Origin of the sequence: Pseudanabaena sp. UWO310 (assembly GCF_006861605.1) — a bacterium.
Lineage (GTDB): Bacteria > Cyanobacteriota > Cyanobacteriia > Pseudanabaenales > Pseudanabaenaceae > Pseudanabaena.
The window spans coordinates 1-23,042 of the sequence record NZ_SELU01000080.1; the positions used below are offsets into that span (position 1 = coordinate 1).

Below are 23,042 nucleotides of genomic sequence, written 5' to 3' on the forward strand. Positions count from 1 at the left end.
TCTCTGGTGCAGGCTTCAAGTCTTCCTTTTTCTTCTGGTGTCATTTGCTTGGACGGGTTAATTTGTTACTATTTTACAGCTCTTTTCCCTTAAGTATTTATACTTAGTGCCTAATTGGGATGCTCCCCCGCTACATATAGCTGTCGCCAAATGTACTTATACCAAATCACAAAATGGCTACGCCATTTTGTGATTTTAAAACCCTTACTGGGTTTGGTTTTCAATTTCCAAAAGTGTGACTACACTTTTGGAAATTGGTATTAGACATAAACCCCAAGAATTGGCTGGCGGTGCTTCGCGCCGCTAGCCAATTCTTGGGGTTTGATTTGCCCTAAGTCAAGTTATGTAAAAACCAAAACAGCCCTGCTAAGCAGGGCTGTTTTGGTTAAAAGATTGCTTGGCAATCTTTCAATCATCTAGCTAATCCATTCAGGAATGGCTTCTTCCTTCGTGTTCGTCCGACGTTCGAGGGTTTGACGCTCGAACTTCATGTGAATCGCCCGATTCTGCTCGCCATCGGCGGCAACGGCAAAAATGGGATAGTCTTGAATACCATCTTGGAAAGAAGTGTGAAAACGGAATGTACCATCCGCATTAAGCTTGATGGGGCGACCGCCAATAGTGACAGAGGCATCAGGCTCCGTTGCACCATAGACAATTAGTTCCGCATCAGCAACTAACCAAAACTGTCGAGGACGGATCGGCGCTTCGCTAGAGAAGAAACTATAGCTGGACATCATGCCGATGCCAGAGTAGTTAATGCCGCTAGCACTAATTGCACCTGCCGCACCCGCAAACAAACCTGCGCCTGATGGGAAGACGAAGGAGCTTAAGGATTCAGGAGCCACGCCAATTCCCGATTCATGCTGCATGGAGCCATAGAGAGAACCAGAGATTCTCTGAACTTCAGCTTCACGCGCAATATTGAAGATCTCATCGTAGGAACTATCGCTAGTGGTTACGGGTTCTTCAGGAGCGGGAACAACTTTCTTCGCGGGAGGAACTAATGTAAAGAAGGTTTGTCCTTTGAGGGTTTGATCCCAAGGTACGGTGATGAAGTTGTCTTCTACCCATTCCGAAGGAAATACAGGTGGAACGTGAACTACTTTGGAGCGGGTTAGGACTAACCAACGACCATCGGCACAGCGATAGCCTAATTCGGCTACATAGTCGCGATCGCTAATGGGGATCGGCAGATACCATTCCCTTGCCAGTTCGTCACTGTTGTACTCTTGTAAGTTATTGGGAGTTTGATAGTCTAGGTTAATATCCGTGGCATCGTATAGACGCAAAGCTAGTTGCTGTCCGCCTTGACGACGCAACTCTTCTTTTTGGGAATTGGGTACGTCCCAATATACATAAGCCCATTGCGGATCGCGAGGTAATAGAACGATACGGCTTTCACCATAGCCGCTTGGCAAATCACCGATGCTTTGATCGATATCAGCAAGTGATTCTAAGTTCTCTTCTGTTTCTTCACTACCCAAGTTAAACTTTGAAGCTTCCACGATTTCTTGTATCTCCGAATTACTACGATCTGTTTGGGTTGAGGCAGCACCTTGAGCCGAGAGAATAGTTTGGATATCAGCTAATAGCTGAGATTTTCGCATCCGACTATAGCGAGAAATCTCTAGCTCTGCTGCTACTTTGCGAAGTTGACGCAAGGTCATTTCTTCTAGGGGAGGACGTTCCCTCGCCATACAATTAACCTCCAACTGCTTGTAATGATGTCTATCTCAGTCGTCTTTGTGTATCTAACTGAGTATTCGTTCTGTAGCTAGAACTATTCTGCCAAATTTTTCGAGATGGTCAATGCTTGAAAGGGTTATCTTCTATTGGTTTAAGCGAACTTATTAGAGGTTTTCATGATATAGGCTTAGCTAAAACCAAAGACCCATCATTGTTGTAGCGATTATGCGGGTAAATTTAGCTGGGGATCGCAATGTCATGAAGTCATAACATTGCGATCCCCTCCTTTGGATACTGGGGGAGGTTGTCCGAAAAGCCATAAGATTATTAATGACAACAACTGTATATTTTTATAAATTTATAAAATATGAAGGCAAAATACGAGTCTTTACACGAACGCTTAGAGGTTTTACAGGTTTCTTTAAAAAGCCTATGTCGTTTCGCGATCGCTTTGATAATGGTGACTTCGATCGTACTTGGTAGCTTTACATCTGGAGCCGAGGCGGCATTATTTAGCAGAAAAAGCGATGGTTTATCTACCAAAGAAATTCAAACGCTCGTTAATGCAGGGCTAACGGGTGATTATATTGCTGATACTACCGACACCATTAAAACTTTACGCGAAGCTATTAATTTGCCCGAAAATGCTGAAAATCGCGCTGCGGTAAAGACTTCGGCTAGATATAAGATCAATGCCTATGTATCGCGCTATCGAGCCGATCACGACAAGGGCGGTTTGTATTCCTATACAACTATGTCTACAGCCTTAAATACTCTGGCTGGATACTACAACGGCTCGATGAAGCGAGCTGTTCCTGCCAAAACTCGCGATCGCCTATTACAAGAATTTGACCGTGCCGAAGCTGCGCTAGCTCAAGGTCGCTAGTCTTACTTATACCAATTCACGAAAGTGTGACAACACTTTTGTGAATTAAAAACTAAACCTAGTGAGGGTTTTCAAATTAATAAATGGCGTAGCCATTTATTAATTTGGTATTACTTGGTATTACATGGTAGTCCTAGAGCATTTTAGCCCTTACGTAATGCTAACGAGTTTACTAGGTTTTAGGCAGTGGCACGGGTTTCACCCGCGCCACTACCCGATGCGTAAGTCATAATTTGTGGGTTTTGGGGTTTTTGGAGTCTTATGCCTTAGGATTGCGCTTCCAATTTACAATACTTCCATGGAAAATTTGGGAGTTGGTTTTTCTCGATTTTTGGTAAAAGCCTATAAATAGTCTGAAGGTAACGAACATTGGCGACAGGATTGGCAACAATATACGAGGCCTTGCACCAAGATCCGCAAATTTATGAGTTGGTCGAGGAATTACATCAAACTGAAGCTAAGGAATTTTGGCATCGGGCGATCGCAGTTCTCCAACAGTTATCTATGCAGACAAAGCTGAAGGGATTTTCGATCGCCCACCATCCTTATATTTTTGCCAATGCTACCTTTCACCAGAATGATTTACAAACATGGGTATTTACCACTAGCAAGTCATCCTTATTTCCCACAGGGACTTTGCCCCTTGGTGACACTCAGGTAGTTACCATCCCCAAGTCCGACCCGCTCAATCAAGAATGGCTATGCATTTTAGTAACTGATGTCTTTAGTGCTTTAGTCGTCTCTTCCAATACAAGTCATAGTTGCATCTGGTCGTTACATCCCCTAGCTATTCAAACTGCGATCGCGGTGCTTTTGCCCCGTATCCGTCGTGCCGAGCAACAGTCTTTATGGCAAAGTAAGCTACAACAGTTTCCGCCTATATTGCCTCCCTATCAAATTATGGCAAGGTTTGGGGCGATCTTGATGGCTCAATCCTCCATCCATCAAGAGTTGCCGATCCCCGAAATTCAAGAAGTCGATATCATCAAAGCGATTACCCATGAGGTGCGAACGCCACTCACCACAATTCGCATGTTAGTGCGATCGCTCAAACGGCGCAAGGATATATCGGTGGAAGTCAAAAACCGACTGGATCGAGTAGATGCGGAATGCACCGAACAGATCGAAAGATTTAACTTGATTTTTGAAGCGGCGCAACTGGATAACTATCCGATCGTACTAGAGGCAACACAAATCGAGCAGATCTTAAGTGACGGATTTATGCGATGGCAAGACCATGCGGGTAGGCGACAGATCTCACTGGAAATGATCTTACCAACGGAAATTCCCGCGATTTTAAGTAATGCATTACTTTTGTCTCAAGTCCTTAATGGTCTGGTCGATCGCCTAATTCGGAGTTTCCCCCCCGATAGTCACATCCAATTAATTCTCACCAGTGCAGGCGAATATTTAAAATTACAATTTCAGTCCCAAGTAATGCAGCAGGGGGGAAGCGATCTGCCATTGCTTAAGGCGGTAGGACAATGGCTGATGTTACAGCCTGAGACAGGAACATTGAGCCTGAGCTTACCCACTACCAAGACCTTACTCAAGGCTCTAGGTGGCAAACTTACGGTGAGAATGCATTCTAGCGCTGCCGCCTACGATGGCGAAATTTTGACTATTTTCTTACCATTTAATTAACTAGGCATAATTAAAACCCAGAGTCAAAACCTGTAGCGCAAGCGGCGCGTGCGCTACAGGTTTTGGGATTTTATATTTAATTGCGCCTAGGTACTTATCTGAAATTTATATCAATATTAAATTATTGGTGACAGCAGTTTTGATGCAGACGGACTTCAGGGTAGGCGATCGCCATAAAAATAAATAAAATGTAACAATATGACCAAACTTAAAGCTTATGCGCTAGACTATTGACCGTAAGGTAAAAGTATTTATCGGTTGTAGTAATTGTTTTCTGTACTGACAGTTTTTTTCTGTTTCATCGTGACAAGCTTCTCTCCGACATCTCTATCTCTACATACTCATTGAATTCTTGGAGAAAGCATAATGTCTATTTACGTTGGTAACTTGTCCTATGAAGTTACTCAAGATCATTTAAAGCCCGTGTTTGAAGACTACGGCAAGGTAACCCGCGTTCATTTCCCTACCGATCGCGAAACTGGTCGCGCTCGTGGCTTTGCCTTCGTGGAAATGAGCCAAGATGCTGAAGAAGATGCTGCCATCACAGCGTTGGACGGAGCAGAATGGATGGGTCGCGTACTCAAGGTTAACAAGGCTAAGCCTCGCGAGAATAATGACTCGTTTGGCGGCGGCGGTAACAGAGGCGGCGGCGGCGGTCGCGGTGGTTACAATAAGTCTGGCGGTGGCGGCGGTCGTTACTAAATTAGTAATGCCTAAGTATTCATCGTAAGATAAATAAATCCCAAAAACTAGAGGGCGCTATGCGCCCTCTAGTTTTTTTAGTTCAGAACATCACTCTTTTTGCTACTCTTTTTGCTACTCTAGGGAAAAAGAGGCGACAGGTTTTGCATGAATTCATTGCAACCATTAGGCATTGTTGTTCAGGGATCGCTAAGTGACGGGTTAGAAGTTCGACTCAATGGCGAGATTTCTGTCGAAGATATGCGCGTCGGCAAATTCTTGGTGGTTCATGGTCGGCATACCCATTTTTTTTGTATCCTCACCAATGTCACCCTTGGGACAGCCAGCCCCCGCATTCTCATGAATCCACCCGATCCTGAGAATACCTTTTTAACTGAAATTTTGGCAGGTACGGGCACATTCGGGACGATCGCCTTAACGCCAATGCTGATGTTTGTCCCCGCAAATCCCTTCGATCTAATCGCGCAAAGAAGCATTCAAACTAGCGATCGCGTCAAAAAAACTAAACGCAAAAAAAATGCAACCTCTGAAAGCATTGAGGAAATTAGCGATTTTCAACTCCTCCCAGTAAAAACAATTCCCAGCCATTTCGCGCAGGTATTTGATGCCACAGAGCGAGACTTTCGGATAGTATTTGGATGGGAAAACGATCCTCAAAAACGCAATTTTGCGATCGGGCAGCCTATTGATATGTCCGTACCCATCTGTCTCGATCTCGATCGCTTTGTCGAGCGGAGTAACGGTGTATTTGGTAAATCGGGAACGGGAAAATCCTTTTTAACGCGCCTGTTACTATCGGGCATTATCCGCAAGCAAGCAGCAGTAACTTTAATCTTTGACATGCATTCTGAGTATGGATGGGAAGCTGCCACTGAAGGCAAAAGATTTAGCACGGTTAAAGGCTTAAGGCAGCTATTTCCCGCACAGGTGCAAATTTACACCCTCGATCCCGACTCAACCAAGCGGCGGGGAGTTCGCGATGCGCAGGAACTTTACATTAGCTACGATCAGATTGATGTCGAAGACTTAATGCTCATTCGCGAAGAATTAAACCTCTCCGAAGCCAGTTTAGAAAACGCAATTATTTTAAGGAATGAGTTTGGGAAGAATTGGATTTCGCGATTATTGGCGATGACTAATGCCGAAATTCAAGAATTTTGCGAGCAGAAGATGGGTAGCAAGTCTTCGATCATGGCTCTCCAGCGCAAACTAAACCGTCTTGACGATCTCAAATATTTACGCCCAGCCTGTCCTGAAAACTATATTAAGCGCATTCTCGATTCGATCGCCGCAGGCAAGCATATTGTGATTGAGTTTGGTTCGCAATCCAACTTACTCTCCTATATGTTGGCAACCAATATCATCACTAGGCGGATCCACCATTCCTACGTCCAACAAGCCGAACGCTTTTTGCAAACTAAAAATATTAGCGATCGCCCCCAGCAGTTAACGATCGTCATCGAGGAAGCCCATCGATTTCTAGCACCAAATACCGCCAGACAAACGATTTTTGGAACGATCGCCCGCGAAATGCGGAAATATTTCGTGACCTTGCTGATTGTCGATCAACGCCCATCGGGAATTGATAATGAAGTAATGTCCCAAATTGGCACGAGAATCACCGCTTTACTGAATGATGAGAAAGATATTGAAGCAATCTTTACGGGAGTCGCGGGTAGTAGTAACCTCCGCACCATCCTATCGAAATTAGATTCTAAACAGCAGGCATTAGTACTCGGTCATGCTGTACCGATGCCCGTAGTAGTGCAAACTCGTCCCTATGACGAGACTTTCTATCGCGAGATCGGCGAAGTTCCTTGGGAAGAAATTTCTACGCCAGAGGTGCTAAGGGTCGCTGAAACTGCCAAAGCCGATTTAGGCTTTTAATCTTTACTGAACAGGGCTCATCAAAACAAGGAGTTTATGTGCATTTTTTTATTTCTTGCAAAGTTCCCACTCAAGTTCTCTCAGTTATTACCATCCTAATATCGTACTTTACGCCCCAACTAACTACAGCCCTAGAAGCCACACCAAACCCAAATCAAAACTTTGAACAATGGTGTTTGCAAAGGACATTGCTTGCGGCAGAAACACAAAAAACGGTTGAAGTACTTTTAGAAATCGCTAGTACCCAAGATTGCAAGTTCGCAAATATCAAACTCTATCGCCTCAGTAAACTGAATCTCTCTGAGGTTAAAGATTTAAGCGATATTCGTCCCTTGGCGAGTTTCATCAATTTAACCGATCTCGATCTGAGAGATAATCAGATTAAGGATATCCAACCGCTCGAAAACCTAAATAAATTAACAACTCTCGAACTTGACGGTAACCGCATTACCGACCTGAAACCCTTAAGTAGTTTAACGAATTTGACAAGTCTCTATCTTTCGGGGAATCAAATTGATGATGTCCAGCCCCTCTCAACATTGAAAAAATTAACGGTTCTAGAATTAATTGAAAACCGTATTCGCGATGTAAGCCCTCTAGAGAACTTGAACAACTTACTCTCCCTTGAACTCTACCACAACCAAATTAGAGATGTTGCTCCGCTCGCGAAGTTGACTGGCTTGACCGAACTCTATCTCGGCAAAAATCAGATTAGGGATGTGAAATCTCTTTCCAGTTTAATTAATCTGACAGGACTCTACCTCGATGAAAACCCAATACTTGATCGGGGCTGTCCGATTAAGCCAGAATCAGTTTGCAATTTTTAAACGAAATAGTAAGAACTGATTAAACTGGGAATCATTAAAATTATCATCGCTAACTAAAATCAGGCTTTGAGAGCCATCCGCTAAGCGTGGACCGATCGCCATACCTTCTAAATTATCTAATTTGATACCGAGGGTTGCTAAATCTAAAACTAGTTTTTTGCGGATTGATCGAACATTAGGAGTCACGCGAAAACTTTTAATTGAGGAAGTATCGTTCGCGTCGCCCGTAAAAATTTGCCAGATTTTAGCGCTCAGTCCTGCCGAGCCATTAGAACGCTCAAGGGTGAGAAAGTGACCGCCGCGATCGATCGCGACAATTTCATTCACGCCGATTTGATTAACGGGAGGAGCGATCGCCTCGACAGGATAGCGATGCTCGGCGACGATGATCGGTGCGATATTACTGACTAGATAATGCAAAAAGCGGCTTTCCGAAGGCTCTCGAAGATCGGGGCTTGTATCTTGAGCGAGGGCATTCTCCGTAATTGTAAAGACGCGATAGGGATCGCCAATCGAATCCCGAATTACCGTGAGGGATTCAAAGCCCAGATTATCTCTTACTCCCTGTGGCTTAGATACCCCTGAATTTGGATTGGAATTTGCCTCATCCCTTGTCGCACCGAATAAATAGCGGGATGGAATTGGCAAACTGCGGAGCCACTTGCCCGTCAATAGATCGAATTCATCAATAAATGGCGGAATACCTTTGCTAGTTACGCCCTCACTGGCAATTAACACCGAGCGATCGCCTGTGAGCGCGATTCCCTCGGGATCGATCTCGCCTTTGGGATAGGTATGCCCCATTTTATCTTTCAGTAAATCCACGCCAATTACTTCGACATGGTCTAGCGTTGGTTGTTTTTTATTAGAACTGAATTTCAACTTGAGCGCATAGAATCTAGCGGGAGCAAATTCGCTGCGATCGTCGGAAATTGCGTAGAAAATATCATTAAGGCGATCATAGGTTAGCCCTGACAGCCCACCAACGGGCGTATCCTCAAATTTTTGTTTTGGTAATTTATACTCATTCACAAATTCTAACGATACGTTTGTAAATGTGCGATCGCTTGCCTTCGCCGATGAGTCACTAAAACTATTGCCGATCGCAAAAGTTGCGAAAAAGACCAAACAAAACCAAATTAGTAACTTCCAAAAGTTCTTCGGTAAAGACATTTTTTTAAGCATTGGATTCACAACTAGGACGCGCAATCAGATTTTCGTAGGGTTCGATCGCTAAAGGTTGATCGGGATGCTCTAATAAATGGCGATCGCATAGTTCAAAAAGCTCCTGCTTTGACTGCACTAAGCGCATTCCCGCTAAAAATTGTCCTTCGGGATCGATCCCCGTACCGATAAAATTCAGAAATTTTTTCAAACTATTAATGTGGGATTTTTCTCGCAAAGTATCTTGGCAAGTAATGGCATGGAGATGCTGAATGTAATGATAGACATCACTGAGCGTGATCGCTCGGACTGGTTGACCCGCCAAGCGATCGCGTATTTGCTGAAAGATCCAAGGATTACGAATTGCCGCCCGTCCGATCATCACCCCTGCCGCGCCAGTCTCTTGTAAAACCGCTTCTGCCTTCAGATAGGAGGTAATATTCCCATTCGCCAGCACGGGACAGTTAACGGTTTGGACGGCATGGCGAATCAGATCGTAATGGACTTCCCCTCGATATAGCTCCTTAACAGTTCTGCCATGCAAACTCAATAGATCGATCTGATACTGATTAATTAATTGCAGTAATCGATCAAAATTAGCGGTTGAGTCAAAGCCTACCCGCATCTTGACCGTGAATAGTCCCGAAATTTGCGATCGCAAGGCTGCAAAGATTCGTTCGATGGTGTCAGGTTCCCGCAACAGACCGCCTCCAACATTTTTGCGATAAACTCGCGGGGCAGGGCAGCCTAAATTAAGATCGATCCCCGCGATCGGATAGCCAGTCAATTGCTTAGTAATGCGCAACAGATCGGGAATGCTCTCGCCAATTAGTTGAGCAAAGACAGGTCTTCCCGTATTGTTGTGCGTAATTGACCTCAGAATTTTCTTATCGATATTCGAGTTTGCATAGACGCGAAAGTATTCCGTCACGTAATAGTCGGGACAGCCATATTCGCTCAGCATTTGCATAAAGACAAGATCCGTCACATCCTGCATGGGCGCGAGTGCTGTCAGTGGTTGCCCTTGAGCGATCGGTAATGGTAGGGCTTTTGGCAAGGTATCTGATTATAATTTTTGAGGCTGCGCCTTTGGCTGGCTACCAAAATTATAACAACCATCATGAGCGATCGCCCCACTCCCTACAATAGTAAAAATACCGATGCCATTGCCAATCAAAATTTAGAGACAAGGGATTTAAAATCCATGTCGGGGTTGAATTACGAACAGGGATCGCTCTTTAGCGAAGCAACCCAGCGCAATCGTCTCCATGACAGTAGCCCAATTTATACAATGGGCAGTCAATCACTCCAATCATGGAAACAGGCGATCGCCAAGTACCAGAGCGCAATCACCAAGGCGATCCCCGTCCGCCAAACCTCCTTATTCGATTTGCCGTCTAACCACTGTGATCCCGATGCGATCGATCCCTTCAAATTGCCAATTCAACCAGCAGAATTTTATCGATTACCCAGTGCTGATAGTGGTGATGCCTGTATATACTTTGTGATCGATTTCACAAAGCTAGAACTCCCCGTGCTACTCTATATTGGTGAGACCTGTCGATCACATCAAAGATGGAAAGGAGTTCATGACTGTAAAAGGTATGTTCTGAATTACCGAGAACTGCATACCACCCACAATCTACCAACTCAAATTGTGATGACCTTCTGGTGGGATGCTCCATCAGCTACGCGCCCCCGTCAACAATTAGAAAGAACTCTAATCGAGAAATGGCGATCGCCCTTTAACAAAGAAAATTGGAACTTCTGGGGTACTCCTTTCGTAAATTAATTCGTCAGTAACTCCACATACCTAGGCAATATTGCAAACAAGATTACTATGTCTTCTCCTCAGCTCAATCCCAAATCCGATGTTAATGAATTATGGTTTGCCAAATTTTTTATCGGTAGCATGGTAGCGATCGCCTGTCTGACGATCCTCCTTTCTTTGCTTCCATCAGGAATTCGTAATATCCCTTCCGTTAAAACTTCGCTCCAGACTCAAAGTACTAACCATTTATCGATCTAGCGCGATCGAGCTTTTGCGATTGCTCGGTAGACATACAACGCATTGCGCTCAAACCCAAACCAAGGAAAATTTTGAAATCGTTGCAAAGCAACGATTTCAAAATTTTCCTTGCGGTTTGTTTGATCGATAATTGCTGTAATTTGTGATTCTGCACTGCAACTGTCACCTTTGGGATCAAAATCTTCAAGACTATAGTCATCTTGTTCCAATGCGTTCAGCCTGTAATACTCTAACGCCAGTTCGGTTTAAGCTGGCAAGTTTTAAAAGCCCAAAAGTAAAAGCCTTGCTACGCAAGGCTTTTACTTTTGGGCTTTGAGGTAGGGTTTGCGTAGCAAACCCTATCTCAAAGCCCGTTTCAAATTATTCCGAATTCACGTTTAATTAATTATCAGCGATTAATAGAAATCGGATACGTTCCATACCCTTTTCTGTTCGGAGCGCCTGTACCTGTGCTGCCAACTTCGTGTTAGCAATGATCACATTAGGCTGATTTAAGAGAGTACTGCTACGCAAATCGTCTTGAGAAGACATTTTAGAAGGAATAAAACCTTGATTTTGCAACATTTCCATTAATAAATCGATGGAATTACTGTCATCATCAACTATTAGGATCTTTTTCCCAATGGGAGTCTTGCCTGAAAGCAGAAGTTCTACTTCTCGCATTAAAACCGCAATATCTAGAGGCTTAGTCACAAAGCTATCGATACCCAAATGCCTACCTTGCTCTTTATCATCTAATACTGAGACGATGACAATAGGGATATCTAGGGTAGCAGGATCGGATTTAAGAATTGCGGCTACATCGTAACCGCTAATCCCCTCCATCAGAATATCAAGGGTAATCAGGTCAGGACGAATTTCACGGACTTTAGCGATCGCTTCTTGCCCATTGCCCGCTTCACGAACGATATACCCTTTGGATTCTAGTTCCTGCCTCAGTAAACTGCGAATACTCGCATCGTCATCAATTACCAAGATATTCTTAGAAGTAGCCTTAACATTCTCCGCATCAGGATAACTGTCAACGATCACTCTCTTCTTGAGTTGTTCGATCAGAACATCAAAATTAATTAAGGGGGTTGGTTCACTTTTAGGACTAACGGGAATTGAGAAAGAGAAGGTACTACCTTTACCGATTTCGCTCTCTACCCAAATTTTACCACCGTGATGGGTAATAATGTCCTTAGAAATTGGCAGCCCTAACCCCGTGCCCTGAGGCTTATCGGTAAGGGTGTCACCAACTTGCTTGAATTTCTCAAAAACCTTAGGCTGATCGGATTCGGAAATGCCAACACCTTGATCGATTACGCTGACAATAATGAATTGATTCTCTTCCCTTACTTTACAGGTAATCACTCCTTGTTCAGTAAATTTTACGGCATTAGAAATGAGATTGATGACAACTTGGATGAGACGATCCTTATCGCCATGAATCTCTGGAAGATTCTCAGAAATCTCTCGTACTGGTGCTAAGCCCTTTTGATCAAAGAGCGCGGAAGTTGCCGAAAAAGCGCGATCGATCACTTCTTCAATATTTAATGGCTCCATGTTCCATTGCATTTTCCCCGCTTCAATTTTGGCAACATCAAGAACCTCATTGATTAGTTTTGTCAGTCTCGTTCCTTCAGAAACTATAATTTCAAGATTTTCCGAAACTTGACGAATATTCCGATTGGTCTTTTTATCTTCGGTCTGAATGAGTGGGAAAATTGCTTCATCCAGTTTTTTCTGAATTAACTTGGCAAATCCTAAGACAGAAGTTAGGGGCGTTCGTAATTCGTGGGAGACGGTCGAGATAAAGTCGGTTTTCATGCGATCTACTTCCTTCTCAGAAGTGATATCGCGAATTAGAATTACCGTTCCCAAATAGTGGGATTCAAGAGGATTTTCGGTTGATTTATTTGCTTCTGTAAAAATTGAAGTCGCGACTGCTTTGCCCACACGGCGATCGGGTAGTGCAAATTCTTCACTAAATACCTGTTGGGGATTCTCTCTCGTGCTTTTAAGGAGATTGGCGATCGCTTGATCTTTAAATACATCGTAGTAATGCTCGGATTTAGAGATCGTGCTACTACTAACGCCGATCATACCTGCGATCGCAGGATTAAACTGCGTAATCTGATCTTCATTATTAACGACAAGCAATCCATCGACCATGTTATCGATAATCGCTTTAATCTCACTGGTGCGTTGTTCGACCTTTTGCTCCAATGTCCGACTATAGTCCGCTAATTGTTCGCCTGAAGCCTTGAGCTGCGAGGTCATTTGATTAAAGGCGATCGCCAAAATCCCGATCTCATCTTCGGTTAATACAGGGGCTTGCGAATTCAGATTACCGCGAGAAACTTGGTTAGCGGCATCGGCGATCGCTAAAATTGGTTGCGAAATTCGCCTTGCGATTAAATATACGGCAGTCAATAAAATACCTGCGGAACTCAATCCAATTAACAAAATATCTCTGGCTAAGCGATCGGCTGGTTCAAACGCCTCTGACTGGGATATTTCCGATATTAAAGCCAGATTGAGGTTATCAATCCATACAAAGCTGCCCAATACAGGCACATTTTTATAATTTTGATACAAACCTTCCCCATTCTTACCCTTAGCTGCGGCATCAATCCCCGCGCTCTTAATATTCTGAGAGTTCCCCTTATCGGATTCTTCCCCTGAAAGCAAAATATTTTTGGAAGCTAGTCTTCCCACAATATAACTTACGCCACTCTCGCCTAAACCTTCTTTTTTGCGAATAATATCCCGATCAACACCTTGGAGATCGAGGTCTACAGCAATTACCCCTATCAGATCGCCTGCTTTATTGGCTAGAGGTGCAGCAAAGGTCATCGCGGCTTTCCCTGAAATTGGCGAGATATAAAAGTTAGGCACAACAACCCGTGATTGATCTCGCGTCAAGTAGGTAGTTGTATTTCCCAAGGGCTGATATTTTCCTTCCTTCTTTTGGTCTGTGGAGACGATTGTAATCCCGTTATTCGTGAGAATGGAAACTTGGCGAATGTTCGGCTTAACCAGCGATATATCCACCATAAATTTTCGGAGCGATTCGATGGCAGCTTTAAATTCTGGCGATTCGCGATCCTTTGTAAAAGCAATTTCTGAATTAGCCAAGAAATCTGGTAATTGGGTCATTAAATTGACATCACGCCGCTGATCGATAACCCATTGCGTAATCTGAGATTCCTTAAGCGATGTGGCAACAGCCAAACGGTCAAAGGCTGAACGCTTGAGAGCCTCGCGACTGCGAACATTCGCACTAAAAGCTACGAGCAATACGGTAAAAATCGACAATATTGAGAAATATCCAACGAGCTGAAGCAGCAAACGCTTTCTAAATAGGTTAAACATTTTCGATCCTCACTTCCACTTAGCAAAAATATCTTTGATTTTCGCGATCGCGATGTTAGCTGCTTGCTCTGGGGTCGCATCACCCTGAGCCACCGACTTGATCGCCTTTCCCCATACCTTTTCATCCCCACCCACATCAGCATAGGCAGGATTTTGCGCCGCATAAAATGAGGCTGTGTTTTGGAATTGTTTGGTAGCCGTGAGAATATGGGGATCTTGGGAATCTTTATAATAGGGATCTTCCAATAATTTTGGCATAGTTGGGAAATATCGTCCGCCAGCCCCTTTCAAGTATGTCAACAAATTACTCGGTTTGATAATGTGGGAGAGCAGACTCTTGGCCAGTGCTTGATTGTGAGAATCGGCAAAAATAACAGCCTGTTTCACCGCCACTAAATAGTTCAAAGGCTTGCTACTAGGAGCTAGGGGCCATTCTGTAGTGACTAACTTTTTGTTATAGACTACGGGATCGAATTGTTGCGAAGCAGGAATCGATAGTCCTGGATTGGCGGTCATGAATGAATTCTTACTTAGGAATACCTGATTATTATCCGCATCAGTCCATTGTGTCGCTTTGGATGGAACATACCCCTCTTTATAGAATCCAGCATATTTCGTTAAGGCAGCAACAATACCTTGATAGTTCTGAGGACTATCAATTTGGAGTTGACCATTATCATCGAGTAAATCCACCCCATAGGCTTCTAGAAATTGCTCGAACATAAAGATGGTATCTGTGTTTGTGGCTTCAGGCGACATGGGTAAGCCAATACCATAAATTTCTTTTTTCCCCTTGCTCCTCGCCCGATCTTGAGCCGTTTCCCAAAATTTCCAAAAGCCATCCCAATCTCTCGGAATATTGGTATCACTTAGTCCCATCTCAACAACTAGGTCGCGCCAATAATGCAATCCTGCGGCTAGTTGAGCAATGGGAATAGCGTGATAACTACGTTTATTGGTTGCTCCATTTTTGTAGGACACCGCTTTGAGAGCGATCGGGCTAAATAAATCTTTGATTGGTTCGACAATATCAGTTACATCTAGTAATTTGTTTTGCCACGCCAGTTTGGGATATAGAGCAAATTCGGCGGTGTTACTAAATAAGATATCGGGAGGCTTGCCATTGTTTAGGGCATTTTCGGCATCACGGTTGATCGAGCCGTCATTATAATAGGTAATCTCCACCTTGACATTATTGATTTTTTCCCACTCCGCTACAATTTGCGAGAGCGCTTCAGTTTCAGCAGGATAAAAGCTCTGAATCCACCAAACCCGAAACTTTTTCTTAAGCTCTTCTTCAGTTTTTTTATCAGATTTTATATAATTTAAAACTGCGGAATCACTACAGGCTGCCAGCCCCAGCCCTGCTAAAGATAGTGATAGTTGGTTAAACTGACGACGACGCATAGATTTTTAAGATTAAGAAATGAAGCACACTGAATAAAATCGATATAAAATATAAATTTGATAAGTAGTTCAGCATAGTTAAAAACCCTAACCATACCTAAACATAGCTTGTACCGCCCACATAGCGGGCGGTACGCTCTTCTAGATTGTAAGTTGACTTATGCTTAGCTAGTTATACCAATTTTAAAAATGGCGTTGCCATTTAGGAGACAGAAATCGCCCCATACCTGAGCAGTAACCCATACTTATAGCTAAACTGCTAACTTACACAAGTCTGGTAACACTATGGTATCTGCGGTAAAAGGAACGGTCGATGGATATTGTAGTACCCTGCCTATAAATTTTACACCCGCAGCGATCGCTCCTTCGTAATCGGAGAGAGAATCACCTACCATTAACACGCGATCGCGATCGAAATTATACTTCTGCAAGATATTTTGAATAATATCTCCTTTTGAAGCTGGAGAACCATGTACGGACAAGAAATAATGGCTCATATTTCGTCGCGCCACGATCCTCTGTAATTCCAGTTCGGGAGTTCCCGAAGCGACAAATAAAGGGATGGATTGATAATTATTTTCTAAAAATTCATAGGCTCCCATTACATATTTTGCGGCAACAACGGCATCTTCAACGCATTGCGAGAATCGCTCGCCCAGATAATGCTCTTCTTCTTTCGTGAGAGTTTTACCAAGTAAAACTTCATGGTAGTAGCGAAACTTGACAAATCGCGATACCCCACCATGTAAAATATGATAGGCTCTCACCTGTTCGACAATGCGATCGCCATATTCAGCATACAAAGCCCCAAAAGCCTCAGTCTTCACGTCCACTGACTCAACCAAGACACCATCAAAATCAAAAACGATTGCATCGTATTGCGCCTGATTTGATACCTGATTTGATACGGGATCTACTGCTAGACCTAGTGGTGAATTTTCTTTCACGATCTATCTCCCTTGGCAAGCCCCAAATTAATCAGACTGTTCAGTAGATTTTGAGCAGCTTCCTCCTCCATCTGTACGCGAGCTTCCTTCGCATAGGAACCCATGTGAGGTGTCAAAATTACCTGTGGCAAGGTACGGAGCAATCCGTGATAGGGCTCCTCTTCAAAGACATCGAGGGCGGCTCCTGCCAGATGCCCTGACACTAAAGCCTCATACAAAGCTTGTTCGTCAACTAGCCCTCCTCTCGAAGTATTGATTAAAATACTGCCCGGCTGCATTCTATTGATAAAAGCCCGATCAACCAGATGATGGTTATCTTGGTTATAGGGAATATGGATGGTAATTACCGTGGCACTGGGAATAAATTCCTCCAAAGATGGTACGCAAACTGTATCGGCAAATAGGGAAGCATCACAAAAAATATCATGGGCAATTCTCTTTGCCCCAAAAGTTTTCAAGAGCTGTCCTACGCGATTACCAACTCGACCATAGCCCAATATTCCGACAACCTGTGAGGCAAGTAATCTACCCATCAGGGGCTTCCAATTCCCTTCGCGTAGGGCGCGATCGGCTTCTGATGTTCGCCTCAAAACGGAAAGGATTAGGCTAACAGTTAATTCCGCAACAGCAATAACGGGAGCGGAAGGAGTAATATGTACAGGAATTCCCAACTCTGCCGCAGTATTTAGATCGACACTATCCGTACCGATACCACAACGCGAGATTACCTTTAGAGATTGAGTTGATTTTAAAACCTCCCGAGTCAGCGGCTCAACTCCTGCAATCATGCCAACCACATCATCACTTAGAAGTTCTAAGACCTCTGCTTCTTTAAGCTTCCGACCGTAGGGATTGAGAACGATCTCAAATCCTTGAGCTTGCAAGTTTTGCAATATTTGGTTGCTTTTGACATCGAACGAAGATGTACTGATCAGTAACTTTGGCATAGAGTTTTGGTATCTAGGTTTGTTTCTGGATTAGCTTTGCAATTATGGCGAAATATTCCTATTAAGTCTACGTAACTATGGGTGATATCGCTATCGCCAAATGTATCAATATATAAAAAACACAAGAAGGATTTCTATGGCAAGGATGGGCGGCGCGAAGCACCGCCCATCCTTGCCTATTTAGCAATACCGTTTTTTACGGTAAAAATCACATGTTTAAATATTTTTTACTTGAGACTAAATTTATTGGCAGTTGTTTAAATCACATTTTCACGAAAATAGCCACAACCAAATCGGGATCGTGAACAATAAAAGAACTACTCCGAAAGCTAAGGTTGTCACGGTCAAATCGCGATCGAGATTATAAGCTTGAGCGATAACTAGAGTTGAGAAGGCTGGAGGCATTCCCATCTGGAGAACCATTGCCATCCGAGGTTCGCCCGTAACACCAAAGAACATTAGTCCAGTACCAACAACTAAGGGAGTAAGTAACATCTTAATGGACAGACAAGTTAGGGCTTTTTTAACATTGCGTAGAGTTTTGAGCTGGCTAAGCTGCATCCCAATCATGACTAGCGATAGGGTTACGGTTGTCCATGCGATCGCATTCATGCTAGATGAAACTACCGTAGGCAAAGGGATAAAGCGCATTCCTAAGCCAATCGGTAAACTCCATAATGCAGGGGTTTTTGCCATAGAAATGAAGGGATTAGGTACTTGCTGATTGCTGGACATGCTGCCAAAACGGCTGGCAAGCGCGATCCCGACGGAATAGGCTGCGATCGTGGAGCCGATGAGATCGTAAAAAAGAGACCATGCGAAATATTGAGGTCCCACTAAGGCAAGGCTGACAGGATATCCCATAAAGGCTGTATTACCCAAGGTCATGGCGAGTAAGAAGCTGCCCTGTGTGGCTCCAGACCAAGCACTGTCCTCCGCTAAGGCTTGCCCCGAAGATGGCGAATTATTAAAGGGAGAATTATCAAAGTTCTTTTCTTGAGAAGTAATCCCCCTTGAAAGCTTTTTAAATCTTTCGTCACTTAAACCCAAATCAATCCAAATCCAAGCCAAACCAGCCCCCACTAAAATCGCAACCCATGCAGTAGTTGGTGCAATCACAATCCATCCCGATAAATCCGCCTGTCGCAAGAATGAAATAATACTGATCGGCACAAATCCAAATAGAAGTAATTTACCCAGATAGGTGGTATAAATTTTGGGCAGGAGCTTCCCTAAAACGTAACCTAAAAGAGTCCAGCCAATTAGCCTCACGTAGAGTATGAAGAGAGGATTTTCTAGCGCGAACATAGATTTGAACCATTGGAACTAAGTGTAAAAATTGAAATTGCAATAACTGCTAATCTAAGTACCAAGTTAAGAAATGGCGTATCCATTTCTTAACTTGAAAACCCTTACGAGGTTTAGTTTTTAATTCACAAATTTAATTACGTTTAGCTACTTATAGCTGCCCTCCATTGACATCAACGATCGCCCCTGTCATATAGCTAGATAGTTGAGATGCTAAAAAAAGAATTACATTTACCTGCTCTTCCATAGAGGCAATCCTCCCTAGGGGAATGGAGTCGATTAACTTCTGTTCGGCTTCGGGTGGTAGAGTTGCCGCTAACATTGGGGTATAGGTTTGGCTCGGACAAATGGCATTCACGTTAATTTGAAATGGCGCTAATTCGTAGGCAAGTTGTCGCGTAAACCCGATTACGCCAGCTTTTGAAGCCACATAATGAATGCCCGATATCTTACTTCTAAAATTACCCGCAATGGAGGAGACATTAATAATTTTGCCATGACGTTGCTGTTTCATAATGGGAACTATATGCTTACAACACAAAAACTGGCTGGTGAGGTTCGTTGCCATAACTTTGTTCCAATCTTCAAGGGAAATATCTTCAATCTTGGCGACTTGGTTAATGGCAGCATTATTAATCAAGATGTCAATCCGTTGATATTTTTGCAATATCGTAGCGATCGCCTCTTTAACTTGGGTTTCATCTGAGACATCACAGGAAATTGACAAGGCTGACTGTCCCAATGCATTTAAGTTGGAGACGATCGCCGTTGCACCACTACGGGATATAAATACTGTATGCGCTCCGTAACAAGCGATCGCTTCGGCTACAGCCAGTCCGATGCCACTACTTGCTCCCGTGATCATTGCTACTTTCCCCTTAAAATCATGGGGAAATTCATGTGGTTTAGTCATTTGATTTACTTAGTAAGTACAGCAATCAAGTTATAGCAAGTTAAGAAATGGCTACGCCATTTCTTAACTTGAAAACCCTTATACCAAAGCTAAAAATGGCGTAGCCATTTTTAGCTTTTCAAATTCGTGAATTGGGATAATTGTCTGTTCCCCACCACAGGCAATTCTAAAATGCCATAAGAAACAAATGGGAGAGATCTTTGCTCTCTCCCATTTGTCTAGTTATCAACAAAAATATGATTGACATCAGGCTTCCCGATCGCTAGGCGAATTGAAGGTTGATCGCCAACAACACGAATATTATGAATCACTTTTCGCGGAACAAAAATGATGTCATCCTTTTGGGCGCGGTAGGTTCCTTGCCCATCAATATCCCACTCTAGCTCGCCTTCCATGACTACCCACCATTCGTCCTCATTGGCGTGATAATGGGTGCGATTGCTTTCTCCTGGTTTTTGGCAAATCATGACGGCACTCATCATATCTGTATAAATGAGCCGTACCGACCAAGATGGTTCGCCCATTTCTTTTTTGATATCTTCAAGACGATTGAAGATCCGATTGATACTGTCATGGGTATTGGCTTTGGCAACACCATCATCTTTCATTACCGTGGCAAGGTCGCGATCCTGTTTAGCGATCGGGGTCATAGCTGCATTACTCCATTGAGGTTTTTAATCAAGTCCCAACAATCTGATCGAGCGATCAAGTGATCGAGAAATATACAAGACATATTTGTATAAGTACCTCAGCATAATTAAAATCTCGATCTAAAACCTGCGGCGTACGCCGCAGGTTTTAGGGTTTTATATTTAATTAAGCCCATTTACTTATATTTATATATATTTCTCGATCAATTCTAATAAATATCAGACAGGCTTAGCAGGGCTGTAGCATATTTATTGCTAGAACGTAAATGTGGTGCGGATAACTCCTACCGTTGCCGTGGTATTAGTGCTCACGCCCTCAGGATTAAACACCCAAAAGATTCCAGGCGTAATACTAATGTTTGGGCTAACTCGGTAGCGGTAGAAGATTTCTAGATGGTAAGGAGTCGTATTCACCTTTCCTAAATCTGCGGAACCGCTCACGGATGTACGGTTAAGCGGCTGTCCAAATAGAATGCTAGCCGCGCTACCTTCATTGAATAGATCGTTGAAGGTTAAACCTGTAATCCAACTGGTGAAGGTGGTCGATGCTGAGGTATTGACTGCATCTGCAAAAATTACGGTTCCCCAAGTGTGGAACGTAATTTTGGGTGTGACTTTCCAAGCTAAATTACCGCCAATAGAATTAGCTCTAATTGAGGTAACACCGCTGGCATTAATCGACTCTGTCGCCGCAGTAACTAAGCCCGTGCCCAGAGTATTAGATTGGTGGTAAGTATTGGTATAGGTAATAGAAGCATCAAGATTGTCCGCAGGCTTAAATAACAACTGCACTAGTGCGATCGTCGAACCGCCAAATAGCCCTCCCTGTCCGCCGAGGGTGGCATCCGCAGGTCTAGAAGATCCATAACCTGCTTGGATTTTAAATCGATCTGTCACTTTCCAGTCAAAGGCAACTAGAGAAGATGTACCTGCAATCCGCATGAGGGGATCAAAGCGCCCAAAACGAGAGATAGAACCTTGACCATTACTGGCGACTGGTGAAAGCACGGTAAAGAATTCGTCTGGGAAACTGATGGGAGCAATGTAAAGGGTAACCTTGTTATCAAAAATCGGAAACTTATAATCGAGCAGACTCAGAGCAAAGGAATTGTCGATAAACGAAGTGGCCGGTCCAGGACCGATGCGGGCGGTGTTTGTACCTAGCGCCCCAGCCAGACTATTGGCAGTCGTATTGCTTGCGGCTGCAAGGTTATTGCTAGCTTCTAGACGGGTTCTTAGGAGATCTTTTCCCGTAAAGCTTGTATTGAGAACAAGTCTTGTACGATTCCCTAAGGTGAGATTGGAACTGACATTATTTGCGCCTCCGCTCCCCGCTGTGGCGGAGAAAATCACTTCTCCTGTAAGTTTTGTAGTGGTAGAAAATTGCTGCGCCTCTAACTTGGCAGTTTTGGCATCAAGGGCATCAACACGACCGCGTAAAATGGCAAGCTCTGCGGCAAATTCTTCTTGCAACTTTTGCAATGTGGCTAAATCAGCTTTGCTAACTTTATCCGCTAGCCCTGCGGAGATAATTTCATTAATTTTGTCAAGGCAGGCATTTAAGCCAGCAGCAAATTCATAACGGCTGGTAGCTTGTTTGCCACGAAAGGTGCGATCGGGATATCCTGCAATACAGCCGTAGCGCTCAACGAGAGATTGTAGAGCCGTGAAAGCCCAATCCGTTGGCTTAACATCGCTGAGCTGGGATACAGAAGTGACATTTTGGGCGAGTGGTTGGGGTTCAGCCTCTAGACGAATTTCCTTATAAGGATCGTTACTATTTGCCAGAGGTGTTTTTGTTTCTGCGTGCGTAAGACTTGGTGACACTACCAAGGTTGCGAAAAATGACAGACTAGCTAGAACATTGAATGGAGAGTTTTTAGCCTTAAACATCGAAGAATTAACCTCTGATACACCTAGTTTATAAGGGTAAACTTGTTAACCTTGGATGTCAAAGCAATATTTGGCTGATATTTTAATATTTGATTTTGTTTCTATTCTTTAGCTTTATCCTTAGATTTGCCAATGGGTAAAATATGTAAGAGCGAAGGAATAACTGAAATTACCACGATCGCTAAGGTGATCGGCAAGACATAGCGATCGGCATTAGGAATACTTTTTCCCAATAGAAAGCCTAGGATTGTTAGACCAAACGTCCAAAGCAATCCCCCCAATAGATTGTATTTAATAAATGTGGGATAGTGCATTTTGCCGATACCTGCCACTATGGGAGCAAAGGTTCTGACTACTGGCAAAAACCTTGCCAAGATAATTGTCTTGCGCCCGTGGGTTTCGTAAAAACTTTGTGCTTTCAGTAGATGCTTTTTGTGAAAAAAGCGTGAGTCTTCTCTATTGAATAACCTATAACCAAAGTGGCTACCCGTTGCATAACCAACGTTATCTCCTAATGTGGCGCATATAAAACAACCGACTATTAGCATCACTATATTCAACAATCCCTGCGAAGCTAAAAAACCAGAGGCAAATAGTAAAGAATCTCCTGGTAAGAAAAACCCAATTAATAGTCCTGATTCGGCAAAGGTGATCGCCCAGATCGCTAAATGTCCACCCCAGAAGCCCAGAGACTGTACTAATTGCTGTGGTTCTAAAAAGTTCACGCTTGCCTGTAGCCTCGTATAGAAATTTTTAAATATTCTAATTAAACATTCTAAATATATAAGT

Annotated in this window: 20 protein-coding genes; 7 read left to right on the top strand and 13 right to left on the bottom strand. The window is 43.5% G+C overall.

Features of this window, described 5'->3' with window-relative positions; all coding sequences use genetic code 11:
* Positions 1-416 precede the first annotated feature (416 nt).
* Positions 417-1,700: a DUF4912 domain-containing protein gene (locus PseudUWO310_RS20295; RefSeq protein WP_143122278.1), complete on the bottom strand. Its 1,284-nt coding sequence runs from the start codon at positions 1,698-1,700 to the stop codon at positions 417-419.
* A 356-nt stretch (positions 1,701-2,056) separates the two neighbouring features.
* On the opposite strand from PseudUWO310_RS20295, the gene PseudUWO310_RS20300 reads away from it, so the two are divergent.
* The 5 genes from PseudUWO310_RS20300 (at position 2,057) to PseudUWO310_RS20320 (ending at position 7,635) form a co-directional block, all read left to right on the top strand.
* Positions 2,057-2,575 carry a photosystem II protein Psb27 gene (locus tag PseudUWO310_RS20300; protein WP_143122279.1) on the top strand — a complete coding sequence of 173 codons (519 nt, stop codon included), beginning with the start codon at positions 2,057-2,059 and terminating at the stop codon, positions 2,573-2,575.
* A 369-nt stretch (positions 2,576-2,944) separates the two neighbouring features.
* Positions 2,945-4,219 carry a sensor histidine kinase gene (locus PseudUWO310_RS20305; RefSeq protein WP_143122280.1) on the top strand — a complete coding sequence of 425 codons (1,275 nt, stop codon included), beginning with the start codon at positions 2,945-2,947 and terminating at the stop codon, positions 4,217-4,219.
* Positions 4,220-4,585: 366 nt separating this feature from the next.
* Positions 4,586-4,921: an RNA recognition motif domain-containing protein gene (locus tag PseudUWO310_RS20310; RefSeq protein WP_009628102.1), complete on the top strand. Its 336-nt coding sequence runs from the start codon at positions 4,586-4,588 to the stop codon at positions 4,919-4,921.
* A 147-nt stretch (positions 4,922-5,068) separates the two neighbouring features.
* Entirely contained in the window at positions 5,069-6,808 is a 1,740-nt protein-coding gene (locus PseudUWO310_RS20315) for a helicase HerA domain-containing protein (protein ID WP_143122281.1), read from the top strand.
* Positions 6,809-6,846: 38 nt separating this feature from the next.
* Positions 6,847-7,635: a leucine-rich repeat domain-containing protein gene (locus PseudUWO310_RS20320; protein ID WP_223805777.1), complete on the top strand. Its 789-nt coding sequence runs from the start codon at positions 6,847-6,849 to the stop codon at positions 7,633-7,635.
* On the opposite strand, the gene PseudUWO310_RS20325 is transcribed toward PseudUWO310_RS20320, so the two are convergent.
* Complete coding sequence (locus PseudUWO310_RS20325; protein WP_317845601.1) at positions 7,618-8,820, bottom strand: esterase-like activity of phytase family protein; 1,203 nt, start codon at positions 8,818-8,820, stop codon at positions 7,618-7,620. The two genes, PseudUWO310_RS20320 and PseudUWO310_RS20325, sit on opposite strands and share 18 nt — an antisense overlap.
* A complete protein-coding gene (locus tag PseudUWO310_RS20330) occupies positions 8,813-9,796 on the bottom strand; it encodes a tRNA dihydrouridine synthase (protein ID WP_143122294.1) in 984 nt (327 codons plus the stop codon). Before PseudUWO310_RS20330 ends, PseudUWO310_RS20325 begins: the two co-directional genes overlap by 8 nt.
* 123 nt (positions 9,797-9,919) lie before the next feature.
* Here PseudUWO310_RS20330 and PseudUWO310_RS20335 point away from each other — a divergent pair, with 123 nt between their 5' ends.
* On the top strand, positions 9,920-10,591 hold the full coding sequence (locus PseudUWO310_RS20335) for a cysteine-rich CWC family protein (RefSeq protein WP_143122283.1): 672 nt from the start codon (positions 9,920-9,922) through the stop codon (positions 10,589-10,591).
* A gap of 48 nt (positions 10,592-10,639) precedes the next feature.
* The gene (locus tag PseudUWO310_RS20340; protein WP_143122284.1) at positions 10,640-10,828 is read left to right on the top strand and encodes a hypothetical protein; all 189 of its coding nucleotides are present in this window, start codon (positions 10,640-10,642) and stop codon (positions 10,826-10,828) included.
* On the opposite strand, the gene PseudUWO310_RS20345 is transcribed toward PseudUWO310_RS20340, so the two are convergent.
* The 10 genes from PseudUWO310_RS20345 to PseudUWO310_RS20390 all read right to left on the bottom strand — a co-directional run bounded on the left by PseudUWO310_RS20345 (position 10,825) and on the right by PseudUWO310_RS20390 (position 22,978).
* The gene (locus PseudUWO310_RS20345; RefSeq protein WP_143122285.1) at positions 10,825-11,037 is read right to left on the bottom strand and encodes a hypothetical protein; all 213 of its coding nucleotides are present in this window, start codon (positions 11,035-11,037) and stop codon (positions 10,825-10,827) included. The two genes, PseudUWO310_RS20340 and PseudUWO310_RS20345, sit on opposite strands and share 4 nt — an antisense overlap.
* Before the next feature lie 172 nt (positions 11,038-11,209).
* Positions 11,210-14,188 carry an ATP-binding protein gene (locus tag PseudUWO310_RS20350; RefSeq protein WP_143122286.1) on the bottom strand — a complete coding sequence of 993 codons (2,979 nt, stop codon included), beginning with the start codon at positions 14,186-14,188 and terminating at the stop codon, positions 11,210-11,212.
* A gap of 9 nt (positions 14,189-14,197) precedes the next feature.
* On the bottom strand, positions 14,198-15,595 hold the full coding sequence (locus tag PseudUWO310_RS20355) for an ABC transporter substrate-binding protein (protein WP_143122287.1): 1,398 nt from the start codon (positions 15,593-15,595) through the stop codon (positions 14,198-14,200).
* A 251-nt stretch (positions 15,596-15,846) separates the two neighbouring features.
* Complete coding sequence (locus PseudUWO310_RS20360) at positions 15,847-16,542, bottom strand: HAD family hydrolase (RefSeq protein WP_190316096.1); 696 nt, start codon at positions 16,540-16,542, stop codon at positions 15,847-15,849.
* Entirely contained in the window at positions 16,539-17,489 is a 951-nt protein-coding gene (locus tag PseudUWO310_RS20365; RefSeq protein ID WP_143122289.1) for a phosphoglycerate dehydrogenase, read from the bottom strand. Before PseudUWO310_RS20365 ends, PseudUWO310_RS20360 begins: the two co-directional genes overlap by 4 nt.
* 270 nt (positions 17,490-17,759) lie before the next feature.
* Complete coding sequence (locus PseudUWO310_RS20370; RefSeq protein WP_143122290.1) at positions 17,760-18,797, bottom strand: AEC family transporter; 1,038 nt, start codon at positions 18,795-18,797, stop codon at positions 17,760-17,762.
* A gap of 151 nt (positions 18,798-18,948) precedes the next feature.
* Complete coding sequence (locus PseudUWO310_RS20375; RefSeq protein WP_009625849.1) at positions 18,949-19,710, bottom strand: SDR family NAD(P)-dependent oxidoreductase; 762 nt, start codon at positions 19,708-19,710, stop codon at positions 18,949-18,951.
* A gap of 218 nt (positions 19,711-19,928) precedes the next feature.
* Entirely contained in the window at positions 19,929-20,360 is a 432-nt protein-coding gene (locus tag PseudUWO310_RS20380) for a cupin domain-containing protein (RefSeq protein WP_055074670.1), read from the bottom strand.
* 255 nt (positions 20,361-20,615) lie between these two features.
* Positions 20,616-22,253, bottom strand: coding sequence for an iron uptake porin (locus tag PseudUWO310_RS20385; protein ID WP_143122291.1), 1,638 nt, complete (start codon positions 22,251-22,253; stop codon positions 20,616-20,618).
* Between the two features lie 101 nt (positions 22,254-22,354).
* On the bottom strand, positions 22,355-22,978 hold the full coding sequence (locus PseudUWO310_RS20390; protein WP_143122292.1) for a DedA family protein: 624 nt from the start codon (positions 22,976-22,978) through the stop codon (positions 22,355-22,357).
* Positions 22,979-23,042 lie beyond the last annotated feature (64 nt).

Coding starts and splice junctions, on each gene's coding strand:
- PseudUWO310_RS20380 (WP_055074670.1), bottom strand. CDS start 20,360: ATGACCCCGATCGCTAAACAGGATCGCGACCTTGCCACGGTAATGAAA.
- PseudUWO310_RS20370 (WP_143122290.1), bottom strand. CDS start 18,797: ATGTTCGCGCTAGAAAATCCTCTCTTCATACTCTACGTGAGGCTAATT.
- PseudUWO310_RS20325 (WP_317845601.1), bottom strand. CDS start 8,820: ATGCTTAAAAAAATGTCTTTACCGAAGAACTTTTGGAAGTTACTAATT.
- PseudUWO310_RS20340 (WP_143122284.1), top strand. CDS start 10,640: ATGTCTTCTCCTCAGCTCAATCCCAAATCCGATGTTAATGAATTATGG.
- PseudUWO310_RS20315 (WP_143122281.1), top strand. CDS start 5,069: ATGAATTCATTGCAACCATTAGGCATTGTTGTTCAGGGATCGCTAAGT.
- PseudUWO310_RS20300 (WP_143122279.1), top strand. CDS start 2,057: ATGAAGGCAAAATACGAGTCTTTACACGAACGCTTAGAGGTTTTACAG.
- PseudUWO310_RS20310 (WP_009628102.1), top strand. CDS start 4,586: ATGTCTATTTACGTTGGTAACTTGTCCTATGAAGTTACTCAAGATCAT.
- PseudUWO310_RS20295 (WP_143122278.1), bottom strand. CDS start 1,700: ATGGCGAGGGAACGTCCTCCCCTAGAAGAAATGACCTTGCGTCAACTT.
- PseudUWO310_RS20330 (WP_143122294.1), bottom strand. CDS start 9,796: ATGCAGGATGTGACGGATCTTGTCTTTATGCAAATGCTGAGCGAATAT.
- PseudUWO310_RS20335 (WP_143122283.1), top strand. CDS start 9,920: ATGAGCGATCGCCCCACTCCCTACAATAGTAAAAATACCGATGCCATT.
- PseudUWO310_RS20385 (WP_143122291.1), bottom strand. CDS start 22,253: ATGTTTAAGGCTAAAAACTCTCCATTCAATGTTCTAGCTAGTCTGTCA.
- PseudUWO310_RS20375 (WP_009625849.1), bottom strand. CDS start 19,710: ATGACTAAACCACATGAATTTCCCCATGATTTTAAGGGGAAAGTAGCA.
- PseudUWO310_RS20365 (WP_143122289.1), bottom strand. CDS start 17,489: ATGCCAAAGTTACTGATCAGTACATCTTCGTTCGATGTCAAAAGCAAC.
- PseudUWO310_RS20350 (WP_143122286.1), bottom strand. CDS start 14,188: ATGTTTAACCTATTTAGAAAGCGTTTGCTGCTTCAGCTCGTTGGATAT.
- PseudUWO310_RS20355 (WP_143122287.1), bottom strand. CDS start 15,595: ATGCGTCGTCGTCAGTTTAACCAACTATCACTATCTTTAGCAGGGCTG.